General features: G+C 46.9%; 16 protein-coding genes. 6 read left to right on the plus strand and 10 right to left on the minus strand.

The genetic code is table 11. The features are described 5' to 3' along the window. Positions 1-22: 22 nt before the first annotated feature. The 3 genes from KO501_RS09950 to KO501_RS09960 all read left to right on the plus strand — a co-directional run bounded on the left by KO501_RS09950 (position 23) and on the right by KO501_RS09960 (position 3,754). Positions 23-1,381, plus strand: a complete 1,359-nt coding sequence (locus KO501_RS09950; RefSeq protein WP_252728314.1) for an amidohydrolase — start codon at positions 23-25, stop codon at positions 1,379-1,381. Continuing rightward, positions 1,381-3,039, plus strand: coding sequence for a tannase/feruloyl esterase family alpha/beta hydrolase (locus KO501_RS09955; RefSeq protein WP_216029521.1), 1,659 nt, complete (start codon positions 1,381-1,383; stop codon positions 3,037-3,039). The genes KO501_RS09950 and KO501_RS09955 overlap by 1 nt, the downstream gene beginning before the upstream one ends. Before the next feature lie 112 nt (positions 3,040-3,151). After that, positions 3,152-3,754 (plus strand): hypothetical protein, encoded by a 603-nt coding sequence (locus KO501_RS09960; protein WP_216029522.1) that lies wholly within the window; start codon positions 3,152-3,154, stop codon positions 3,752-3,754. Between the two features lie 65 nt (positions 3,755-3,819). Here the strand turns inward: KO501_RS09960 and KO501_RS09965 are convergent, their stop codons facing one another. From KO501_RS09965 to KO501_RS09980, 4 genes are read right to left on the minus strand one after another with little or no spacing between them, the layout of a single operon-like run. Continuing rightward, positions 3,820-4,626 (minus strand): DUF1338 domain-containing protein, encoded by an 807-nt coding sequence (locus KO501_RS09965; RefSeq protein WP_216029523.1) that lies wholly within the window; start codon positions 4,624-4,626, stop codon positions 3,820-3,822. Between the two features lie 18 nt (positions 4,627-4,644). Continuing rightward, positions 4,645-6,102: a succinylglutamate-semialdehyde dehydrogenase gene (gene astD, locus KO501_RS09970; RefSeq protein WP_216029524.1), complete on the minus strand. Its 1,458-nt coding sequence runs from the start codon at positions 6,100-6,102 to the stop codon at positions 4,645-4,647. A gap of 14 nt (positions 6,103-6,116) precedes the next feature. Then, positions 6,117-7,181: an arginine N-succinyltransferase gene (locus KO501_RS09975; protein ID WP_216029525.1), complete on the minus strand. Its 1,065-nt coding sequence runs from the start codon at positions 7,179-7,181 to the stop codon at positions 6,117-6,119. Beyond that, positions 7,144-8,361: an aspartate aminotransferase family protein gene (locus tag KO501_RS09980; RefSeq protein ID WP_216029526.1), complete on the minus strand. Its 1,218-nt coding sequence runs from the start codon at positions 8,359-8,361 to the stop codon at positions 7,144-7,146. Before KO501_RS09980 ends, KO501_RS09975 begins: the two co-directional genes overlap by 38 nt. 227 nt (positions 8,362-8,588) lie before the next feature. Between KO501_RS09980 and KO501_RS09985 the strand changes: the two genes are divergently transcribed. Beyond that, a complete protein-coding gene (locus tag KO501_RS09985) occupies positions 8,589-9,182 on the plus strand; it encodes a sigma-70 family RNA polymerase sigma factor (protein WP_216029527.1) in 594 nt (197 codons plus the stop codon). Beyond that, positions 9,179-10,258, plus strand: a complete 1,080-nt coding sequence (locus KO501_RS09990; RefSeq protein WP_216029528.1) for a FecR domain-containing protein — start codon at positions 9,179-9,181, stop codon at positions 10,256-10,258. The genes KO501_RS09985 and KO501_RS09990 overlap by 4 nt, the downstream gene beginning before the upstream one ends. Positions 10,259-10,399: 141 nt before the next feature. On the opposite strand, the gene KO501_RS09995 is transcribed toward KO501_RS09990, so the two are convergent. The 6 genes from KO501_RS09995 to KO501_RS10020 all read right to left on the minus strand — a co-directional run bounded on the left by KO501_RS09995 (position 10,400) and on the right by KO501_RS10020 (position 20,393). Continuing rightward, positions 10,400-11,413 carry an isoaspartyl peptidase/L-asparaginase gene (locus tag KO501_RS09995; RefSeq protein ID WP_216029529.1) on the minus strand — a complete coding sequence of 338 codons (1,014 nt, stop codon included), beginning with the start codon at positions 11,411-11,413 and terminating at the stop codon, positions 10,400-10,402. A 165-nt stretch (positions 11,414-11,578) separates the two neighbouring features. Further along, positions 11,579-13,723: a TonB-dependent siderophore receptor gene (locus KO501_RS10000; protein WP_252728318.1), complete on the minus strand. Its 2,145-nt coding sequence runs from the start codon at positions 13,721-13,723 to the stop codon at positions 11,579-11,581. A gap of 213 nt (positions 13,724-13,936) precedes the next feature. Continuing rightward, positions 13,937-15,373, minus strand: a complete 1,437-nt coding sequence (locus KO501_RS10005) for a hypothetical protein (protein WP_216029531.1) — start codon at positions 15,371-15,373, stop codon at positions 13,937-13,939. Beyond that, positions 15,374-17,563 carry a hypothetical protein gene (locus KO501_RS10010; RefSeq protein WP_216029532.1) on the minus strand — a complete coding sequence of 730 codons (2,190 nt, stop codon included), beginning with the start codon at positions 17,561-17,563 and terminating at the stop codon, positions 15,374-15,376. It abuts the gene before it with no gap. A gap of 269 nt (positions 17,564-17,832) precedes the next feature. Further along, on the minus strand, positions 17,833-19,284 hold the full coding sequence (locus tag KO501_RS10015) for a hypothetical protein (protein WP_216029533.1): 1,452 nt from the start codon (positions 19,282-19,284) through the stop codon (positions 17,833-17,835). Between the two features lie 5 nt (positions 19,285-19,289). After that, positions 19,290-20,393, minus strand: coding sequence for a hypothetical protein (locus tag KO501_RS10020; protein WP_216029534.1), 1,104 nt, complete (start codon positions 20,391-20,393; stop codon positions 19,290-19,292). A gap of 245 nt (positions 20,394-20,638) precedes the next feature. Between KO501_RS10020 and KO501_RS10025 the strand changes: the two genes are divergently transcribed. Continuing rightward, entirely contained in the window at positions 20,639-23,422 is a 2,784-nt protein-coding gene (locus KO501_RS10025) for an AAA family ATPase (protein ID WP_216029535.1), read from the plus strand. The last annotated feature ends 28 nt before the right edge of the window (positions 23,423-23,450 follow it).

Raw genomic sequence — 23,450 nt, forward strand, 5'->3', positions numbered from 1 at the left:
TTAACTGACGCGGGGAAACCGGATGAAACTTCAATATCAACATCTAAGTAAGGCACTGTGGTTTAGTGTTTTTATGGTTGTGAGTTGCTCTTGGCGGTGGGCTAGCGCACAGTCATTACCAACAAAAACGCCCGCAATTGCCGAGGTAAATACAACATTAGCCCAGCAACTTGCCGCTGAGGTACAACCTGAAGTGGTGCGTTGGCGGCGTTACCTTCACCAACATCCTGAGCTATCTAACCGCGAGTTTCAAACCGCAGAGTACATCATTCAAGCACTTGAACCCTTTGGCCTGACCCTACAAACCAAGGTGGCACACACCGGTGTGGTGGCGGTGCTGGACTCTGGTAAGCCGGGACCTGTGGTGGCATTGCGCGCCGATATGGATGCCTTACCCATTAAAGAAAGCCTCGATTTGCCCTTTGCTTCTAACGTTGTCACCGAGGTTGACGGCAAGCCCACGCCAGTGATGCACGCCTGTGGCCACGATGCCCACGTCGCCATGTTGTTAGGGGCCGCTAAAATATTAAGTGAGAACCGTGACAAACTTATCGGCAAAGTAAAATTTATTTTTCAGCCGGCGGAAGAAGGGCCCCCCAACGGAGAAGCCGGTGGTGCCAAACTCATGGTGGAGCAAGGCGTGGTTGATGACGTGGATGTTATCTTTGCACTGCACCTCAACGCGCATACCGATATCGGCATGGTTAAATACAAACCCGGTGGCTTACTGGCCGCCGTAGATCCCTTTAAAATTACCCTTCACGGTAAACCTGCCCACGGTGCGTTCCCTTGGCTGGGCGTGGATCCCATCGTTGCTAGTGCACAGGTGATTATGGGCTTGCAAACCATAGTTAGCCGTGAAATTCGCCTGATTGATGAAGCCGCGGTACTAACGGTGGGCACCATTCAAGGTGGCGTACGCAGCAATGTAATCGCTGAGTCGGTCACCATGAGCGGCACCATACGTACCCTTAATCACAAGGCGAGGCAGCATATGTATGAGGCCGTGCCCCGTAAGGTGAATCTCATTGCCGAAAGTATGAATGTTACTGCGCAAGTGGAATTACCCTTACGTGACAATTATCCCGTCACCTTCAATCCTCCAGCGCTAATGGATCGCATGTTACCCACACTCCTGCGCACCGCTGGAACCGGTAAGGTCAAGCTGACTAAGGCTAAAACCGCCGCCGAAGATTTTTCTTTTTTCCAACAACAAGTGCCGGGTTTGTATTTACTGATTGGCAGTAAAGATCCCGATATGCCACTTAGCATGGTTGCCGACCATCATTCACCTGACTTTTACGTCGATGAACGGGGATTGAGCCTTGGCGTGACACTGTTTTTGAATCTGACAACTGATTATATGGGAGTACATTTATAATGATGAAAAACAAGCGGTTAAAACGCTGGTTAACCCAAATGGGTGGGCTTGCCACAGCGGCTTTATTGACGCTGTGTAACGCCTCTTACAGCATGGCGCAGAGCGCCGAAGACAAAGCCTGTGGCATGTTGAAATTTGTCGATTTTTCGCAACTAGAAAACGGTGATGCCGCCACCAGTATCACTAGCGCCACCTATGTGCGGGATCAATCCCTGAGCGAGCAAGACCAGCTCATGACCTACAAATACAGTATTTTGATGGCTGCGCCTGTAGACCGTCACGTGGAAAAACTGCCCGCTCACTGTAACGTCGAAGGGTATATCTCGCCCACTATTCGTTTTCAAATTCGCTTGCCTGCACAAGAAAACTGGAATCAGCGGTTTTTATTGAGTGCCTGCGACGGTTTTTGCGGCGCGGTGCAAACTCACCGTACTATGGCCGGCCTAGTGCGCAATTACGCTACGCTAACCCATGACGGTGGCCACAGTGGTATTGGCTTTGACGGCAAGTGGGCCAAGTCTAATCTGCAAGGAAAAATTGATTTTGCTTACCGCGCTAACCACGTATTAGCGGTGGCGGCGAAGGCCATTATTGCCAGTTATTACGGCGAGTCCGAGGAGTATTCGATTATTGCTGGTTGCTCAAAGGGCGGACAAGCTGGAGTGATGGCCGCCCAGCGCTATCCACAAGACTTTGACGGGGTGATTGCCCGCGGACCAACCATTAATTACACCAAGGTCAATTTGATCAATTGTATGGATAACGCCAAGGCGGTTCTCGATGAGAACGACATGCCGATTATGGATGCCAGCTATGCAGGGTTTATTCACGACAGCGCGGTGGCTGCATGTGACGCGTTAGACGGTGTTACTGACGGTGTTATTGATGATCCTCGTCGCTGTGAGTTTGATCCTAAAAGCTTGTCTTGTGAGGTGAATGATCACGAAAAGTGCCTTACCGAAGCGCAGGTCGATACGGTAACGCAATTGTACGCCGCTTCTTACGACAGTCAGGGCAATGAGCTCTACGGTGGCTTGCCCATTGGATCTGAAATTGAGTGGCCGTGGTGGGTTATGCCCATCCCTGGTAGCCCCATGAAGCCAGTACATTATTATGCCGCCACCGAATACATGAAGTACGTGGCTTATCCCAATGAATCGGGCATTGATAACTGGCGGGATTTTTCCTACGAACAGGAAAAAGCCCGCTTAACCGAAATAACGCCATTAATGGATGCTGACAACCCTGACTTGCGCGAGTTTCGCGATAGTGGCGGCAAGATGATTGTGTTACACGGTTGGTCTGATGCGGCTATCCCCGCCCATGCCAGTATTAAGTGGTACGAGGATGTAATGCAGTTTATGGGCGGCGTTGAGGCTACCCAAGACTTTGCGCAAATGTATCTCTTGCCCGGCGTAACCCATTGCGGCTATGACGCCACTGGGCCCAATGTGATGGATGGCATGGCGGTACTCGAGAAGTGGATGGCAGAAAAACAGGCGCCTGAGTACATAGTGGCCACTAAAAAAGATGCTAAGGATATGGCGGTAATGCGCACCAAGCCCATTTACCCGTACCCAATGCAAGCCACATACAAAGGCAGCGGAGACATCAGTAAAGCGTCCAGCTATAGGCTAAAGCAGCCACAGGCTGATTAAGCTGGTGGCTGAGTCATTCGCTGTGTTGAATAACAAAAACAATCAGCACTAACTCCCTATTTAAAAGGCAATTCTGCAGTGCAGATTGCCTTTATTTTTTTGAGGTGAAAAAATGAAAGTATTACAGTTTATTGTGGTTACTTGCGCGGCATTAATGGTTTGCCTACCCAGTGAGGCCAAAGAGGTTGCCAAGGCCTATGAGATGGCTGTGTTTAATGGTGAACAAGCTCAGTCGGGCGGTCTGCCACTGGCCTATCCGGGCGATCGTTATCGCTACACCTTTGTGCTGGATGATGAATATAGCCAAGACTCGCAGATGTACATCAAAAACGCGATTGTTGGCGTGCATATTATTGACGAGGATTGGCATGCCGAGCAGGGTGACGGCGAGCCTGAATGGGGCACTATTTTAATTGGCGATACAGCTCGTACATGGATTAAACCCGCCCACCTAACCAGTTATGACTACCACCAAGGTGACACGCCGGTTATCACCCAAGGCATTGAAATTCAGAGTGAATATGAAGTGTCTAATTACGCTGGTGGCGTTCCTCCTTACATTTTTGCCGTTACCGAAGAGGTAGAGCAAAACCGCTACTTAACGGTGGAGGTTATCAACACTAACGCCAAGGGCGAAACAACCATGACACCGCCCTATGGCGATTTTACCCTTTTGCGAATTGGCTTGCGGGTGGTTTGGGCAAGTCGAGAATAAACGCTGGCAATACCCATTCACCTTAACAAGGCGGATGGGTATCACTAAACACGTATATGTAAGGGTTATTGCGCGTCGGTACTTTCAAAGATTTTATCTGCCGAGGCGGCAATAAACCCTTCATAGCGCTGGCCTGAGGCATTGGTAAAGCGTTGGGCAAACTCATAAAAGCACCCCGGTATAAGGTGATCACCGTCGCTAAAGGTACACTTTACCCTGTCTGCCATGGTTGAAGATTGGGCTAACAATACCTCGGCTCCCCCTTTGATTTCACCGCCAGATTGGTTGAGTACAAAGCCATTGTCTTTGAGCAGCGTATTGAGTTGGGGCAAGCTGGTGATCTGTTCGAGATGATTCACACTTACCGTAAAGTGGTTGGCGTGAAACCCCCACGCGGCGGTCCAAGCTGCATATTCTGACTCACAAAGAAGTTGTTGGTACTCGTCGTAGCGCAAGGGCCATAAACGGCCGGCGTAAAATACCGAACAGGTATTGATTTTTTCTGCACTAATTTGGCTAACTAATTTTTTTATCAATACTCGATTGGCAGTGGATAGGGCCTCGGTGAGCAATTCGCTAATAAATATTTTGGGCTGGGTATTGTTGGGGTATTCGAAGTGTTTGGCACGCAAGTGTTTACCGGGGAAGTCGTAACTGCCTTTTTCGATATAGCCCATTTCTACTAGAAGTGGAGTTAAGCGGTCGAGGTTTATGGGCGCGAGGTTAAAGGTGCGAAAGGCCACGTGATCGTTGCGTACGTCGGCGTTGTTATCGCAGCTTTGAATCACCTGGTGAACCTTTTCTGCAGAGGGTGACAACTGCAAATAGTCTTGCCACAAGGTGTGAAAAAATGAGTGAATGGAATAGGTCATAGGATCTACCTTAAAGGGTTAAAAGGGTAAGCCAGGTGGTTGAGTGCTAGGTAGGCTAAGGGTGTCTTTAGCGACGGTGGCCACCGGATAGGCGCAATAGTCGGCAGCGTAGTAAGCACCGGGACGATGATTGCCACTGGCGCCAATGCCGCCAAAGGGGGCGTCGCCTTTAGCGCCCGTAGTGGGGGAGTTCCAGTTAACAATGCCGGCGTTGATGTGCTGTTTAAAATAAGCAAATTGGTCGGCATGGTCACTGAGCAAGCCAGCAGACAAGCCAAAACGGGTATCGTTTGCCAGTGCAAGGGCTTGATCAAAATCCCGGTAACGGATCACTTTGAGTAAAGGGCCAAAGTGCTCTTCATCGGCTACGTTTTGATAAATCGACGAAATATCGACGATGCCCGGACTGAGCAGGCCCGTGTTGGGTACGCACAATGTCATTGGTACTAACACAGATGCTCCTTGCTGTTGCAGTGAAGCTTGCACCTCTAGCAGTTGCACGGCAGTTTGATGGCTGACCAAAGAGCTGATAAAGGGCTGTGGCTGGGCATCGTACACCGCGGGCAAAATTTCCTGGGTTTTAGAAACAAGACGGCTAAGTATTGCATCGCCGTGTTTACCCTCAGGTAGCAGTAAGCGTCGCGCACAGGTGCAACGCTGCCCCGACGAGATAAAGGCCGACTGGATTATGTGGTACACGGCGGCGTCCATATCGGCCACATCGCTGACCACAAGTGGGTTATTTCCGCCCATTTCCAGCGCCAAAATACGTTGTGTTTGCCCTGCCGCCAATTGATGAATACGTTGGCCAGTGGCCGAACTGCCGGTAAAAAATACGCCGTTAACTTTGTTGTGTGATGCCAGTGCTTGGCCTACTTCTGCCATGCCTTGTACCAGGTTTAGCACCCCTTTCGGCAAGCCTGCCTCAGACCATAAACGCACCATTTCTACGGCCACTAAGGGCGTGAGTTCACTGGGTTTTAGCACTAGGGTATTGCCGGCAATTAAGGCCGGTACTATATGTCCGTTAGGCAGGTGGCCGGGAAAATTATACGGGCCAAATACCGCCACCACACCATGGGGTTTATGGGTGACAGAGAAGTCACCATTGTGGCGACTGCCAGTGCGTTCGTGGTAAGCGGCAATACTGATATCAATTTTACCAACCATTGCGGATACTTCGCCGGTCGCCTCCCACAACGGCTTTCCCGTTTCGGCGGCAATCAATTGGGCCAAGGACTCGGCGTTGTCTTTTAGCTGTTGCAAAAAGGCTTGAACAAAGCCGATGCGCTGAGCTAATGAACATGCCCGCCATGGTTCAAAGGCAGCTGTGGCGGCCTCTACCGCACTATCTACCTCTGCGATGGAGGCAGCACAAACACGGTCCAACACATGGTTTTTGGCCGCGTCTATAGAGTCGAAACTCTGGCCGCTGCCACGGAGCCACTGATTATTTATAAAGTTTGCGTTAATCATCTAACAATCCTTGATTAGCTAAGTGGTGAAAAGCGAATGGGATCGCCACTGTTGAGCTGTAGTAATCGGGCAACCTGCTCGCAGATGTAGACTTGGCCATTATTGATGTCCACCCTAGCGTGGCCCATTGTGGCCCTAAACGCTGCAAGCGCCGTGTTCGTTAAGGTGTGGGTTGCTGGGCTTGAGGCATTGTTGTTAACAATTTTACAAGGCAGCTGGGCACTGTTGCGGACACTTTTTAATGCCTGTAAAGGGGCGATCAAACTGGGACCTGCGTCGAACAAGTCAATATAGTGATTAAACACAAAGCCTTCTCGCTCTAGCATTTTACGCGCTGGTATCGTGTGCTTGTGAACCTGGCCAATGGCAGCTTGCGCTGCGTCGGGTAGGGTGTGGACATACACCGGATGACGGGGAGCGAGTTCGGCAATAAATTGTTTTTCGCCCTTGCCAGTCAGGGTATCTACGGTGGCGAAATCGCAGTGGTAAAAGTGTTGTTGCATCCACTGCCAAAATGGCGACTGATCTTGTTCGTCGCAGCAACCGCGCAGCTGGGCAATGACGTTGCTGGTAAAGCGCTCGGGGTGTTGCTGCATAAATAGATAACGACACTGCGCAAGGAGGCGACCTAAAAAGCGTTGTCGCGCTTGCGGGTGCAGGTACAAACTGCCCACTTCTGAATAGGCACTGTAGTCGGTTGACAGATGCAATACCGGGTGTTGACGGCTAACCTGGAGCTGTTGGCTAATTTGCACATCGGTGCACTGCTTAAAGTGATATAGCGGACTGCTGGCACCGGCACAGGCTTTGATTCCACAGGTGCCAATAAGGCGTTGTGAGTGTTGGTCTTCGAGTACAAATAGGTAATGCTCGTTGTCTGGCTGCTTTACACGACTGCCCATGGATTGTTGCGCCAAGGCTATTTTGCTGGCGAGATAATCGGCGTCGGCCGGCAGGGAGGTAAAGCCTGAGCCGGCTTGCTGTGCAATGAAAAGCAGAGCATCGATATCGGTGTCGATAATTGGCCTGATCACTACCATGTTATTGAACTGCCAGCCAGCGTTGTATTGCTTGTTCAAAGCGCTGTAATCCTTCGCTGATATCTTGTTTAGGAATGATCAACGACGGTGTAAAGCGCACCACGTCTGCCCCTGCCACTAAGCACATGACACCGGCGTCCATGGCGTAAGTCATGAGTTGCCGCGCTTGCCCACTGTAACGGGCGGCCAATTGTGCGCCAATCAGCAAGCCCTGGCCGCGCACGTTGGTAAACACATCGTATTGATTGGCAAGCCTAGTGAGACCTTGGCGAAACAAGGTCTCGCGCTCAGTTACGCCAGCCAAAAGGTGTGGCTGATTAATAATGTCGAAAGCCGCTTCGGCTACGGCGCAGGCGAGTGGGTTGCCGCCAAATGTGCTGCCATGGGTTCCCGGCTGTAAATGTTTAGCGATGGCCGTAGTGGTTAGCATGGCCGCGATGGGGAAGCCAGCGCCTAAGGCTTTGGCCGTAGTGAGAATATCTGGAGTCACGCCGGTGTGCATATAACCGTAGAGTTTACCGGTACGCCCCACGCCGGTTTGTACTTCATCAAATATCAGTAAGGCATTGTGACGTTGGCATAGTGCTTTGACACCCTGCAAAAACTCAAGCGTTGGCGTAATGATGCCACCTTCCCCTTGAATGGGCTCAAGAACAACGGCGCAGGTGGTGTCGCTGATCAAGGCTTCAAGACTGGCTAAGTCGTTGTAAATGGCGTGATCAATGGCCCCGGGTTTGGGGCCGAACCCATCTGAATAGGCTGGTTGTCCCCCTACAGATACAGTAAAAAAGGTGCGCCCGTGAAAGCCTTTTTTAAAGGCGATAATTTGGCTTTTTTGTGAGCCGTACTTGTTCATCGCATAGCGGCGAGCCAATTTAAATGCCCCTTCGTTGGCCTCGGCACCGGAATTGGCAAAGTACACTTTGTCGGCAAAGGTGGCAGCGGTAAGTTTAGTGGCTAAACGAATAGCGGGTTCATTGGTAAATACATTGCTCAGGTGCCACAGTTTGTTGCCTTGTGCAGCTAAGGCGTCGGTAAGTGCTGGGTGGCAATGTCCCAGTGCGTTTACCGCAATGCCTCCAGCAAAGTCGATATACTCTTTGCCCGCCTGATCCCAAACACGACTGCCTTGACCCTTAACGGGAATGGCAGACGCCGGTTGATAGGAGGGAACGAAAACCTGGTCAAACTGATGGCGTGTCGCATGGGGGTTGGTCACAGTGTCACTCTCTTTGCATAAAATTAATGTTTACATGCCCCTTGTAGTGCCTATATAAAAAAAAATCCGCTAAGTACTAGCGGTTTTTTTCCTGCCAAGGCACTTAACTTACGAGGCGAATAAAATGAACAATAAAAATATGCCTTTGCCGTGAGGTTGCAGAAATTTTACACTGATGAAAATCGGTTTTTCTGCTCGTTTAAACATAACGAAAAGCGGTTTACAAAATGCAGGGAAAGAACCAGGCGGACAATGATGTGACACCTATTTTAAGGATATTCCGACAACAGGAATCCATTATTAAAAAATACTTGCGGCGTTTTATGTCAAATCGGTGTGATATTGAAGATATCTGCCAAGAAACGGTGATGCGCGCCCTAGAAGCAGAAAAGCAAAAGGACATTCAAGAGCCTAAGGCTTTTTTGTTTGGTGTGACGCGAAATTTAATTCGCAAAAAATTGGATAAAGATTCCCGTTCGTTAATTGATTTTATCGACGATTATATTCCTAAAGAATACAACGCCGTAAGCGCTTCTTCTTTAGAAGAACAGTGGGACACCACGGATGAAATGGAGCTATTTCGTGAAGCCATTGCCCAATTGCCCGAGCAGTGCCAGAAAGTGTTTGTGATGAAAAAAGTCTATGGTTATTCCCACAAAGAGATTTCCGCACAGCTGGGTATTTCAATAAGCACCATCGAAAAACACGTAAGTAATGGTTTAAAGCGTTGTAATGACTATATGTTAAAACGGACACAAGGAGATGAACCGGTGAGTCAGTTGACCCAGCCCTCTACATTAGCCAGAAAGGGGGTATCATGACCAATCGCCATTCAGACGGTTTGAATATGGAAGCGCACAGCGATATTACTGCTGAGGCGTGTGCGTGGATTGCCCAATTGGAAACAGGTGATTGCACTCGCGCCGATATGGAAGCCTTTAAAGAGTGGGTGAGCCGAAGCCCTCGCCACGCTGCCGAAATAAAACGAATGGCAAAGCTGTCCATGTCGCTAAATAGCCTAAACGATCTCGCGCCCGCGATGTCCGAAGCGGCGAAACAACACCGTCAGGTAATGAAAGAGCGCCGTCGACAGCCCAAAATATGGGGGGCGGCTTTGGCGATGAGCTTTGCTGCCTTTGCGTTTTTTGCTTTTATCTTTATGTTTTCAAAACCCATTGAAACCCAACAGTTTTATACCCGTGTGGGCGAATCTAAAGCGGTTACCTTAGATGATGGCAGTGTGGTCACACTCAATACCGACAGCCGTATAGAAGTAACCTTTAGTGACGACAATCGCATTGTAAAACTGCTAAAAGGTGAAGTGTATTTTGATGTGGCGGCCAACAAACAACGCCCTTTTTGGGTTTATACAAATCAGGATCGGGTGCGGGTTGTGGGCACTGAATTTTTGATTCGCTATTTAGCTGATAATTTTAAGCTTATGGTGACTGAAGGCATCGTTGACGTGGCAAAAGTCGCCTTAAATACAGCTGCGAGTGGCGAGGAACAACGGGTTTTGATCACCCAGAGTAATAACGACGATAGTCTTTCGCTAACCGCGGGGCAGCAAATCGTACTTCCACATCAAAGGGATGGGGCACAATTATCTGCTGATCTCATTTCTTTGGTGTCAGAAAAGCAACAACGCCAAGAACTCTCATGGCAGGATGGTTTTCACGACTTTAGCGATATGGCGCTGGTGGATGTGGCGGCGGAGGTGAGTCGTTACATTCCTGAACAGGTGATCGTTACGGATGATGCTGTTAAGGATCTGAAATTTAGTGGTATTTTTCGTGTTGGTGAACCCCAAGTGTTTTTTGATGCACTTAAGCTTAGTTATGGATTAAAAGTGGAACGTCTAGATGGGAAAACCGTTGCAATTAGCAAGCGTAGTTAACGGCTTTATTAAGACATAGCCATTGTTGATTATGGACAGTAGCCCATCACGCTACCTTGAGTGAGATAGCACTCAGGTAGCGTTTGCCAATTTAGTGGCGGGATGAGAAAAGCTAAATTAATTGGGATCGGGCCTAATTGCTTACTCGCCTTCGTCACCATAGATGGCCACAGTTACCTTGCCTGAGGTATCGATGCTAGCGCGATACATGCCTTCAGAATTAAAGGGCATGGCAATGTTCCCTTTTCTGTCTAATATGATCACGCCACCAGACCCTGCTTCAGGGGATAATACCTTGTGAATGACCTCATCACCGGCTTGCTCAACGGTTAAGCCTGCGTATTTTACGCGGCTACAAATATCGGCGGCCACATGGTTACGAATAAAGTACTCGCCGTGGCCCGTTGCCGATACCGCACAGCTTTCGTTATCAGCCCAGGTGCCAGCACCAATGATTGGGGAGTCGCCAATACGGCCCCAACGCTTAGCCGTCATGCCACCGGTGGAGGTGCCTGCGGCTAGGTTTCCTTGTTTATCTAACGCCACGGCCCCCACCGTACCAAATTTATAGTCCACCACGTCAGGATCAATATTCATGGCGTGATGGTTCTTTAAAATATTTTGCTTCACTTTTTCTAGAGCGTCTTTGCGTCGCTGGGTGTCAAAGGTGTTATTGGTGGTCATCTCAAGCCCATTAGCCTGAGCAAAATCATCTGCACCAGCCCCGCTAAGCATAACGTGAACCGACTCATTCATAACTAACTGCGCCGCGGCAATAGGGCTTTTAGTGCGCTTTACACCCGCAACGGCGCCGGCTTGTCTATCTTTACCGCGCATTATAGAAGCATCAAGCTCGTGTTCGCCATCCCAAGTAAATACCGCGCCATAGCCGGCATTAAATAAAGGCGAGGCCTCCATTACTTGAATCGCGGTAATCACGGCTTGTTCGCTACTGCCGCCATTTTCCAATACCCCATAACCGGCTTTTACCGACTCGGTTAACTTAGCCCGATATTGTGCCTCTTGTTCGTCCGACAAACTGGCTTTGGTGATGGTGCCTGCGCCGCCATGTATCACAAAAGCGATGGGGGATTCTGTTTTAGCGACGGCGCTAAAGGCAAATAAAGTGAAGATAAAAAGTAGTGTGTGTTTCATAAACGTTCTCGGCTATTTTTAAGATAATCAAAAAACCCTATTACCAATTTACCATAGTGAAAGAGTGAGGTTGGTTGTATTTCACACGCTTAGCTGCGTTCTGCAACAAAAAAGCCCAACAAAGGCAGCGTTTGTTGGGCTGTGTTTTTTTAACCGAGTGAACGATTAAAAGTCGACTTTTACTTTTAATGCCACGGTACGTGGCTCGCCAATTCTTATGCCTCCAGAAGAATCGGCTGCGGCCCAATACTCTTTGTCGAACAGGTTGTCCACCGTACCGATTAGCGTAATGGGAATATCATTGACTTTGGTGGTGTAGCTACCGCCACCATATACGATGGTGTATGAAGGTAACTCCCAGTAATTGTTAGCGTCTAATGTGGTTCTACCGTGATACTTTGCACCTAGGTTAACCGTTAAACCAGGTACGGTTGCTACATTGTAGTTGGTTTGTAAGCTAAATTGAGATTTTGGCGTACCGGCTACTCTGTTACCTACCGTACTATCACTGGTTTTATCGTATTCTGTATCTAGTAGCATGGCTTCACCATACAGGGCTAAATTCTCAGTAATATCCACGGCAGCACTAAATTCGAGCCCTTGATAAATACTGATCCCTTCTTGTACTAAATAATTATCTTCTGTGACTAAGGTTGCGCCGCGCTCTATACGAAAGAGTGCTGAGGTCAATGACCAACCATCGCCGGAGGTTTTCATACCCAATTCGTACTGTAAGCTTTCTAAGGGGGCTAACAGCTCATCGGCATTTTCATAGCTATCGCCGACGGTAGAGGTTTGCCCTTCAATGGATTCAACATAGCTGGCGTAATAGGTGGTGTCAGCATTCGGCTTAAACATCAATGCGAAAGTGGGAGTAATGGCCGTATCATCATAGTGATCGTGGCTAGAAAAGTACTCACTTGGTGTATGTTCAATACCATTAGAACGCACGCCTACCAACGCTTCCCATTCGTCGCTAAGTTGAATGAAGTCACTCACAAAAACAGAATCTTGGGTGTCAATCCAGGCAACACGAACATCTTTTTGTAAATCGGCTGAATAAGTGGGTAAATCCACATCATTGAATAGGTTGTCTATGCCGTAGTCATAGGTGACTAAGCGACCGTATTCCCCTCCGTCGTTACGGTAAGTGGTGGCTTTTTGGTGGGATGCACCAATCACAATATTGTGAGTAATGCTGCCGGTTTGAACGTCACCGCTTAATATGCCCTGCAGCTGGGTGTACGCAACATCGAAATATTGTTCATATAAATTGGCCTCAAAATCCCCTTCACTATTTAGTAAGTAGTCGAGATTCTTTACCCAGCGAGTCTCATTTTTTGAGTAATCATAATCAATATGTGCTACCCAGTTATCATTAATGGTCCAGTTCAAACTGGTTAGAGCAATGATATTTTTATATTTATCGAATGTACCGTCTACGGCCAAATTGCGGGTACCGCTAACTGTATCTGGCAGTGAGTCTGTGCTATCTAACGAGTTGTAGAGATAGGTCCAAGAGTCTTCGACCAATCGATCATTGTAAATAAGATCCACTGTCCAGACTAAAGAGTCTGTGAGGTTGGCATCAAAGGCTAAAGATGCGGTTTCTCGATCAATACTACCGCCATCAATATAAGTGTCGCCTTGTTCTTTGACCAAGTTAATTCTAACGCCGTAATCGTCATTCTCACCAAAGCGTGTGCTAGCATCGACGTGGCCACTTAATAAAGTGTCACTACGAAAACCAATATTTGCACTAACAAAGTCACCCGTGGCTCTTTTGGTTTCATAGTTAACAATCCCGCCGGGAGCGGCCATGCCATACATAAAGCCGGTAGAACCTTTCAATAAGGTAACCTGTTCGAAGGCTTCGTATGGCAGTTCGCCACTAAAGCTGTTAACAGACAACCCATTAACTTTAAAACTTTGGGTATAATCCAAGGACAAACCTCGAACACGCAGGGTATTTCCAAAAGCACTATAGGCACTGCCATCTACCGAAACCGAAGCTTCACGGCTAAATAAGCTATCAAGGGTATTTACCTGACGTATTTCCATATCCTCTAACGAGATAACATCCACAGAAAAGGGGGTATCTAGCACCGAGCGATTGCCTAGAGCGCCGCCATTGTTTTCGGTGTTGAGTTCATTAATTTTATGTCCAACGACACTAATCACTTCAAGACTGTCTTCTGTTTTTTCATCGCTGTCATCAGCGGCAAAAGAGGAAAAGCTGCTTAGCATTAAAGCGGCAGAACAGGCGAGGGTGAGTTGACTTTTCTTGAAGGCAAGCCGCGAATTATCCATTGAGTGCTCCATATTTTTACAAAGGAAGTGAACTGCAATTAACGTTATTATGTTTTTGGTCTAGTCATGCAGATGTTGAAAAACGGGCAGGATAATACACCAAATGATAATCATTACCAATTGCGTTTACATGTTCTCTACAAAAAGTGGTATGGCGGGGAGGCAAAGGGCAGGACGTGAGGTTAATACACACCGCACGCCCTAGCGGCCAGATTAGGGTTGTCTTTCTCCGTTTTTATAGTTATTTTCGCTGGTTTTGATGCCGTTTTCATAAACTAGGCGTTTACCGTCTCGGGCACCATTTTTGCGCTCTTCGAATAAGGTCAGTGCGCCATTATCGGCAAAGGCATATTGAGGGCCGTCTAATTTGCCGTTTTTATAATGTAAATCAAAAATCCTATAACCTTGAAGGTTATAGCCGAGCCAGCGTTCCACTTTGTGGCCTTGTTGGTACGTGCCATGCCAAATGCGGTTACCGTCTTTTTCTACCCAAGCGCCGTCTTTTTTACCTTGGTTGTACATGCCAAAGGTTTCTTTGTTTCCATCGCTATCGAACGCGGCATATTCGCCGTGTTTTGTTCCATCGACATAGTGCTCTGTAACAATGAGCGCTTGGGTATCACGGTTTTGTACGGTACGTACCCCATCTAAATTTCCCGAATTTGAATAGGTTTCTAGAATAATATCGCCATCTGAATTGGTGTCGCGCCACTGGCCTACTTTAACACCGTTTTTGTACATGCCCTTTATGGCTTCATTGCCTTCATCGCCTTCGCTGTACATACCATTTCGCTTACCATCGGACATATTTTCAATAATAGAAAACCCTTCATGGTAAAGGCGTTGTTGGCCTTCTTTGCCGTAGTGATTCACTTCTTTTAGTGAGATCAATTGACCCTCTTCCTTGCGCTCTCGTTTCACCAGTATATAAGGGAGGTTGGCAGTGGGATAAAATCCACGATGCGGATCCCGTACCCCAGCTGCAATAAACGTTTTCACTTCGCCCAGTTCCCATGTGGTTTCTTGCAAGCCTGAGGGATAACCATCGATATCGATGGGTACGGTTTCTTGGCGTAGCACACCTTCGGTGGTCCATTCTCTTTCTTTGACAAACTCACCGTTTTCAGTCCGCTGGGTTTCACGCACTAATACCCCGTCGCGGCTCCAGCGTTTGGTGGTGAGGACTTCTTTGTTCTGTTTATAATGGGTGGTCGCATTAAGGGCGCCGTTGTCGTAATACTGTTTGGCAACGCCATCTCGTTTACCATTTATGTAAGGGACTTCCTCTTGCAAGTAGCCCTTTTTATTGCGCATTTCTGCTCGGCCATTAAAGCCGTCGCCTAAATGATAAAGTACCCGTGATAACAGCCCTAGTTTTCGTTCTTCTGCCACTTGTGTACCGGTAAAGGTACCCCGAGCAATAACGGGTTTAGTGCTTTGAAAGGTAACGATTAACTCGCCGGCTTCATCAAACACCGGAAGGGTATATACGCCATCATCATTGGGCTGAACATCGCTTTCGTAGTGGTAGCGATAATTGATTTCATTTTTCGTGGGGCTTAAATTTACGTCCAAGTATTCAGTGGCGCTAAAGGCCACCATGGGGAACGCCCAAATAACGATCAAGCTGTATTTTAATAAGGTTTTCATTTATTCACCGCCTGTGGGTAAATCAGAAAACGTCACATTAAACTCATGGTCAATGGGTTGATCAATGATGACAGCGGTTTGTACGGTTTTGGGTACCCCGGCAATGCGCAAGGTGTTATTAGGAAACAAAACAGCCTTAACTGGAGTAGACGGAGATACCACCTCTTCTTTGTCTAAGGGCATTAGGCTAAGGGCTTTGCCTTTGGCATCCAAAAAGCGATAAACAGCAAAAATATCCCCCACCGTGTTGAAGTTTTCATCGTGTGACAAGGCATCCATTGGCACTACCCAGGGAGTCGATTCATTGAACGGAAATGAGGTAGTCTTCCAAGCGCGGGTTTTTGCACAAGACAGGGACACTTTTCGCTCGCCTAAACCATAAAAGTACTGTCTTACTCCATCTTCAGTTTGCAGTAATAATGCCCTTGGGTGGTCAAAGCTATTTTTATCTTCACCCGCTGCAAAAATTAATGGTGAGCCGGCTTCTTCCGCCTTTGGTGAAAGGGTTGCTGAACAAAAATCAATTTGTGATTGCCCCAGCGTTAGTTTTAGTTGGCCGTGTTTAACACGGGTTGAGGTCATGCTTTCTAGGTTTGTATCGGGCGGGTTATGTTCAAACAGGTAGGATGTTTGCGGTTCGATATTGGGGTTAAAACGTTTTGCGTCGTCGGTATAAAACGTGATTTGTTGCGTCGCCACAGGCTTATCTACGGCGCGTTCTAAAACAAAGCTTAGCGACGAGGGAAATTCGTCACCACGCATCAACACGCGGTAGGCTTCTTCATAAGGGCTTGCCTGATAGCGCATATTGCTTTCTTCGGCAGTAAGCCACTGGGGCGCTTCAGGATAAGCCCGAAATTGCACTTCGATGGATTGCTGCTTTGATAAGTTAAAGAAAAGGCGGTCTTTTGCTTGTCCTTTAAAGGTAAGTGCATAAACGTTGCTATCCTCGGTGGGCGTAATATCGATGGTTATGCCTTTATCACTAAAGTGGCCGGTGTGGTCGTCATTCAATGGCACATCTACCAGGAAGGAAGCGTCTGGGTACCAAGCAACTTGGGTTTTTACGCTGCCCACGGTGTCGGTGATATCGGATAAATCTCCTGGGCCGGTAAAGCGAATTTGGGTGGTGCTTATTTTTCCAGTTTCTTTGTAGTTATTGTAAGAGTAGGTCTCGCTCAGTTGAGAAGGAGACGTTATTAACTGACCACTTATATCAAAAATTTGTGGCTCGCTAATGACTACCTTACCTAAAGAACCATCCTTGTTTACCGCATGAGTTAGCTCTAAAGACAACTCACCGTCGTCTATTTCCACGATACCATCTCGTTGACTAAAAACCTTGCTAGCATCGCTAATGGGGGCAATTTTTGTGGTTGGTGTTGAGTCTGTTATTTCTGTCCACCTATTCGACCATTGAGATCGCATCACGGGTAAATAGGCGATATGTCCATCATCAACCTTGTTGATGACTTCTGTTGAACGCAGAACAATTGCCTTGCCTTGAATGGTTTTTTCGATATTGGTGGTGACAACCTGATTCACTATCCATCCAGACGCGCGCTCTACCTGTGCCAGCCCTGCGACCTGGTCACTACCTGATTTGCCTTCAAAGCTAACCCAAATATCACTATCGGTTACTTTTGTAACGGTAAAGGTAACCTCGGGAATGCCTTTGAAGTCGCCGCTAGTTTGCCACCCTTTCTCGGGGCTTAACGATACGGTGAGGTTAGGTTGACTGATTTGATCCATCATACTTCCCAAACTGCCGCCTAGGACTTTTTGTAGATTATCTTTTAGGCTTTGTTGCTGGCTATTCACATCAATCAGGGCACCGGTTTCGCTGTTAATAATCATGTCGACACCGGCAGACATTTGGGTTAGTAAAGCCGGAGGAAGCCCCTCAGCTTCTGCGGTGCTAAATTTTTGCGAGTCTATGCTCATGTCTAAACGGTGAGGCTCAATATGCAGTGTTAAACGGTCATCTTGCAGGTCGTTTACCTTATATTCCGCGTAGCTATTAACGTGAAAATCTTGTGAGTTGATTTCTGGGGAAGATAATTCCACTGCCTGAATTCTATTGTATAAACGGTGCTCTCCTATGTCGGGATTAAAGACCACATGATCATTCGTGCATCCGGTGAGTAAAAGCAGAACTGAAACCGTGAAGAAGGTGATATATGAACGCATAAAATTCCGTTATTTAGCTATATGAGAAGTGCGATATGAAAAACGCGAGGTGTCAAAGAAGGTGGTGAGTCAATACCGACGCTAGCCACAAATGAATGCTAAGATGATGGTGTAAAGCGCATTCCTTTAGTCGTGTTAGGCAAAGGCTCACTAAAACGAGGACATTATGGTATCAGTGGTGAGTTTGCAAATAAAGGGCTGAGCGCGCACCTAAGATAGCGTTAACGCAAAACCCTTTTATATGCGGTTAATTTACAGTGACGAACAGGCTAGTTTTTGGCTTTTTTGTCCGATGCTTTTTCCAGATCAGGCGCTCTGTTGTCGTTGCCTTCAGTCGCTGCATCTTCGCTATTGCCGTCTTCTTCGCTGCGAGTTTCATTACTTCTAAAATCGAAGCTATCCTTGTCTGTTTTCAGGTTCACATATTCTTGGCTTACACCAATATTGGCGGTAAGTACGGTAAGAAACTCTGTGTTTTGACAGCACTCTTTGATGAGATCTTCTAGGTCGGTAAGTTCTTCGCCTTCAAGAAAGTAGAGGCTTTGCGCTAACTCTTCAATTTCTTTAGATAGCAAAGTTCTGCCTGCTTCCGAGTAAGGTTTCTCTACTTCAGCGCGCTTACTTTCTAGGTATTGTTTAACGGTATCTTTTGTGGGTAACGACCCAAGAATTAAAGCAAGGGTGACAAATCCGGCATTGTCAGTACTTGCCAGAGATTCCGATTTTGTCCGGTACAAAAGCAACCCTAATAAAAGCCACGCCGCATCAGAAATTTGAAATTCTTTAGTTTCATCAGACGAGAAAGGAGCCCCTTCGGCTTTTAATAAACGTAGTAGATCTTTTTTGTAATGTTCAATGAGATCTAATGCACGAAGTTCCATTACGCCAATACCAAAGTTGCGCGTGCCTAGCCCTTTTACAATATCCAGTATTTCAAAAAACACTTCGTTCTTTTTAACCACATCAATCAGTTCTTTTTGCTTGCTGTCTTTGGCTTCGAAGCCCTCATGATAGTGTTTAAAGAACAGGGAGATAAACGATTTTCCCTCACTACCATTTTTTATGATGGTAGTGCCTTTTTGATTGGCTGCGTGTTGCTCGATAAAGCGCAGGACGTCGCGAAATGCCGAGTTCTGAAAGCTTTCTTCGATGGTTTTTACCAGGTGTGCTAGTTTTTCTTCTAGCTTTTCTTGCAATGCCTCTTTTCTTTTTTCTAACTTATCTGACAAATCCTGATTGGTTGGGCGCTTGTTAAAAACGTTCCACAGATAATTATCTCCATAAGTGAGCTGGCCGCCCCTTTCTAATTCTTTCGCAAACAAGATCACTGCCGCACACGCCCGTTTAGCATCGATAATCGACTGGTTTAGTGATGAGTTAAGTCTGGAGACTTGCTCAACCTGCGCTTCCATCATTTTGACTTGTTCTCTGATGGAGTCGTTTTCTTGAATCGTTTTTGCCAGCCCGGCAATACGAATTGCTACCATGGCACCAGCAAACCCTAAAGCCCAACCACCTAGGGCGTCAAAAAGCCCTGTATCTTCTTGCGATAAATGTGGCTTTAACAGCGCGTCGGGAAGCAATTGCCACTGCACCGTTAACCAAAAAAGCGAAAATGTCACCGCACCAAAAAACAAAGTCCAACCAATCAGTTCAACTTCATGGCGACTAGATAATGCCTTCTTAAACCAGCTAACCTTACGCTCCTTTACATCCGTCATGCCCATTATATTCCGTTTTGATCGCTAGTATGTTCGCCTTGTTCCAAAATCGCTTCTATGGCCTGTTTTTGTTCGTCGGTAAGGGAACTTAATTTCGATTCTAACGACTTTAACCAAGTACGATTTTCTATGGTGGCTTTATGATCATCAATAAGCTTTTTAAGCTGTTTTTCAGCGGCTTTGCTGTCGGTAAGTAAGATGGAAAATAGCTCTTTGTAGGTGCTTTCTGAAAATTGCAGAATAAACGCCACCATCCGATGTACTTGGGTGGTATGAATGGTGCCTTTACCTAGGGGAATATCGATAGAAATTTTCAATTCACCGTCGGAAGGATCAAGAGACATGGATAAAAATTTGAATTCAAACTGAAACCACGCCATCACCGAAGCAATCAAGCTGTATTCGGTTTGCTTAAAATCGAATTTATATAACCACGGGGTTTCGAATCGCAATAAATCGTCATCAGAGTAATCTATAACAATTTGCAAGCTTTGGTCGGCATTGCGATTGACATAGTTCTCCGTTGAAAACCCAAAAATAAAGCGCTTATTTTTTTCATCATGATTGTACTTGTAGTCTTTTTCTTTTAGGTATTGCTGAACCACTTCATCCACACTGCTGGCATTACCTTGGGCTATCTGTGGTGCTTGTGCAGTGCTTGGGCTTGCCGCAGGCTCATCAGGCATATCTTTAACGGTATCGTGAGCACTTGCCACCAGTTGCATAAGTAGCTTATCTGCGGTTTCTATAATTTGATTAAACTGGGCAGCAAAGTCGGTGGTTTTTACGTCGGTAGCATCAAAAACAACGGCAAAGCCATCGGTATCGATGATAATAACTAAGCCTGAGTCTTCATCTTCTTTCTGAATTTTTTCTTTTTGCTGGGCATGCAGCACTTTCTTAGCCAATCCGGTAAATGGGCCGTCGTCGTAAATATTAAAAAACAGATGGGCTTTAGCGTCGCTACCATAAACACTGATCGACAAGGGCAAGGTGTGCTCTTGGGCGTGCCGACTGATAGTAAAAGGCGATTCGGTTTTGACTGACCAGTTTTCGTGTTGTTCAGCGATTTGGCCGAGAAGAACAGAATAATCCTGCATTAAACTCATAACTCATTCCTCTTAAACTTGGACGTGCATGTAAGTGATTGCTGATGGGAATATATAAACCCGAAAGGACCAAGCTAGCGGGAATAATAGATTCATTAAACGCAAAAAATAACCATAATTCAAACTATTAAAAGTAAGCAGGTTATATTGAATAATACCTTATATTGCGGGTAAAACTGTAAAATACGGCCGTGGCGTGACACTATACGCTCTTTTCCACTATCCCTTGATGAAGGATCGCCTCTTTGAGAACACTACTGCTTTTCGCTAAATACATTGCCCTTAATGAAGACTGCGACAAGCTTTTTCGTGAACATGTAGCCTCAGCATTTTTATGTTTACTCCCCCACGTGGTGAACGATAACAATGTGTTATATAAAAAGCTTAGAAACATATTATTGCCTGCCGATGTCACTATTGAATTTATGGCGGATAAAAATCGTCGAGATTTAAGCGATGATACAGTTCAAAGTATGGTGGCACGCCCGGTCTTACCGTTCTCTTCGCAGCTTTCATCTATGCTAGATAGCCTGCGTCCCTTAGCATCTAGTGACGACTGGATAAACGATACTGAGCTGTTTGATTTACCGAAACATGGCTCTGATTATCGTGACCAATTACATAGCTATGAGCAACTTAAAAAGACTTTGCTAACTGAGGTATACGGGCAAGATCACGCGGTAGAGTTTCTTATCGATAGTCTGGTAAAAGGGCTGTGGCAGCCGCCACAAAATCGCCCTCAAGGGTTGTTTTTCTTTGCCGGTCCTCCCGCATCGGGTAAAACCTTTTTAGCTGAACAATTTGCCCATAATCTAAGTGGTGACTATCAGTATAAGTTATTTGATATGACCCAGTACGCCAATGCGAACGAGAGCTTTGGTTTAGTCGGGGCGAAAAAAACATACGATGATTCTGCACCTGGCGATCTCACCAGTTTTGTAGAAAAGCACCCTAAATCGGTGATTGTGTTTGATGAATTTGAAAAAGCCCATACCCAGGTGCTTTTGGCATTGTTACGCATGCTGTCGGCAGGTTTTATCACCGACGAATACACACAGCGTGAGGTGGACTTTCGCCAAACGATTGTGGTGTTTACCTCTAACCTTGGCAGTGCGGTATACGAAAAGCCTGATTACTTGCAGAGTATAGAAAGTCGGCCGGAACAGGCCCGCGCGGCCATGATGACCCAATTACGAGATGAAACAAAAATAGAGCGCGACCGCCAAGTAAAAGCCATTCCACCCGAACTGTTATCTCGATTATCCCAAGGAAGTATTGTCCTTTTTAAAACCTTGGGTGTGGATGAGTTGCTGCAAGTGGCACAAAAGCAACTGGCAGGGGATCTCAAGCACTTTACCGATAAAAGCCGACTTCAGGTTGCGTCCCTTGATGACAAGGTGATTCGATTATTGCTAACCACCTTTGCGCCTTTTTTCGACATTCGCGACATTAAAGCGAACATTAGCAGCAAAGTTATCGACCCGATAACTGACTACCTTCGTACCCATCCCCAAGCCGATATCAAGCGGGTAAATGTGTCCCTAAACGAGGACGTATCGGCTTTGCTTGAAAGTGAAAGTAGCGGGTCTCATATTCGGGCACTTAAAATTCGACACCAAGTCTTTTTTACCAATGTAAATTGTCACCAGAGCAATGATTTGCTGACGGTGTCGTTCGTCGAGCCTAAAAGCGAATTATTGGTACATGTTAACGACGTCAATGAAAGTGGCGGCATTGTATTAGATATGCCTCAATTAGGTTTTGATGATATTGCTGGCCACGAGTTAGTTAAAGCGCGGCTAAAAGAAACCATCAATATTATTCGCCATGGTGATGAGTTAGCCCAAGCCGGTGTGTCGCCGCCGAAAGGGATGATACTTCATGGCCCGCCAGGCACAGGAAAAACCACCCTTGCCAGGGCACTGGCCAGTGAAGCGGGCATGCCTATTGCCACCTGTACCGGTAACGAATTATTAGCAGATGGCTTTATAAAAAACCTGTTTCAACGGGTAAGAAAGTACGCCCCTTGTATTCTATTTATTGATGAAATTGACGCCTTACCTAAACGGGGAGAAGCGGGGCCAAGAGCCGATGCCCTTATTAATGGCCTGCTTACAGAGATTGATGGCTTTAATCAAAGTCGGGCGCCGGTGTTCATTGTGGCAGCCACCAATCGTATGGAGAAATTGGATGACGCCTTGTTACGCTCAGGGCGACTCGATTTGCATATTCGGGTGCCCTATTTAGATAAAACGGCTCGCCATTGGTTTATCAATAAATTCTTAACCTATGAAGGTTACGCTAAAGAGATCAATACGGCGCTGATCGTGTCCCTTACTGCGGGCATGAGCGGTGCTGATTTGGAGAAAATTCATCGCGAAGCGGTACTGCGAAAACTTAGCGAGGGTTTAAGTCACATTTCCCAGTCGATGCTGGTAGAAGAAATTAATATTCTTAAATACGGTGCCAAACGTTCGTTAGACAACTGCGAAAAAATGCTGGCAGAAACCGCCTATCATGAAGCGGGTCACGCGGTCATTTCCAAAGTGCTTATGCCTGAGCGGGTGATTGAGCAAATTAGTGTGGTGCCCCGAGAACAATCGCTGGGCATGGTGGCTTACAGTAATGATCAAGTTGTGGACTACACCAAGCAGTTCTGGTTTTCCCGTACTTGTGTGGCGCTGGCCGGGCGGGCAGCGCAGGTGAAACAGTTTGGTGACGATGGGCTTGATACAGGGGCAAGTAGCGACTTAAGAAATGCCATGTGGTCGGCCTGGTCTGCCATTGCCAAATACGGCATGCATCCTGATAGCTACAACATGGATATTACGGCGTTAAAAGACATAGCAAAAGACACCTACTTTCAGCAACAAACCGAAACCCTAATTAAGCAATGGATGGATGACGCCACGCAAACAACAGATGACTTGATCGCCGAGCATTGGCAATCCATTCACGTTGTTGCTCAAGCTTTGCTGGAACAAGAGGTGTTATCTGAGGCGCAGTTTATGCGCCTGATTGCTAACTAGTGCTTAGGCCGTTTTAAGCGGCTTATGC

Origin of the sequence: Alteromonas sp. C1M14, from assembly GCF_018860965.1 — a bacterium.
Taxonomy (GTDB): domain Bacteria; phylum Pseudomonadota; class Gammaproteobacteria; order Enterobacterales; family Alteromonadaceae; genus Alteromonas.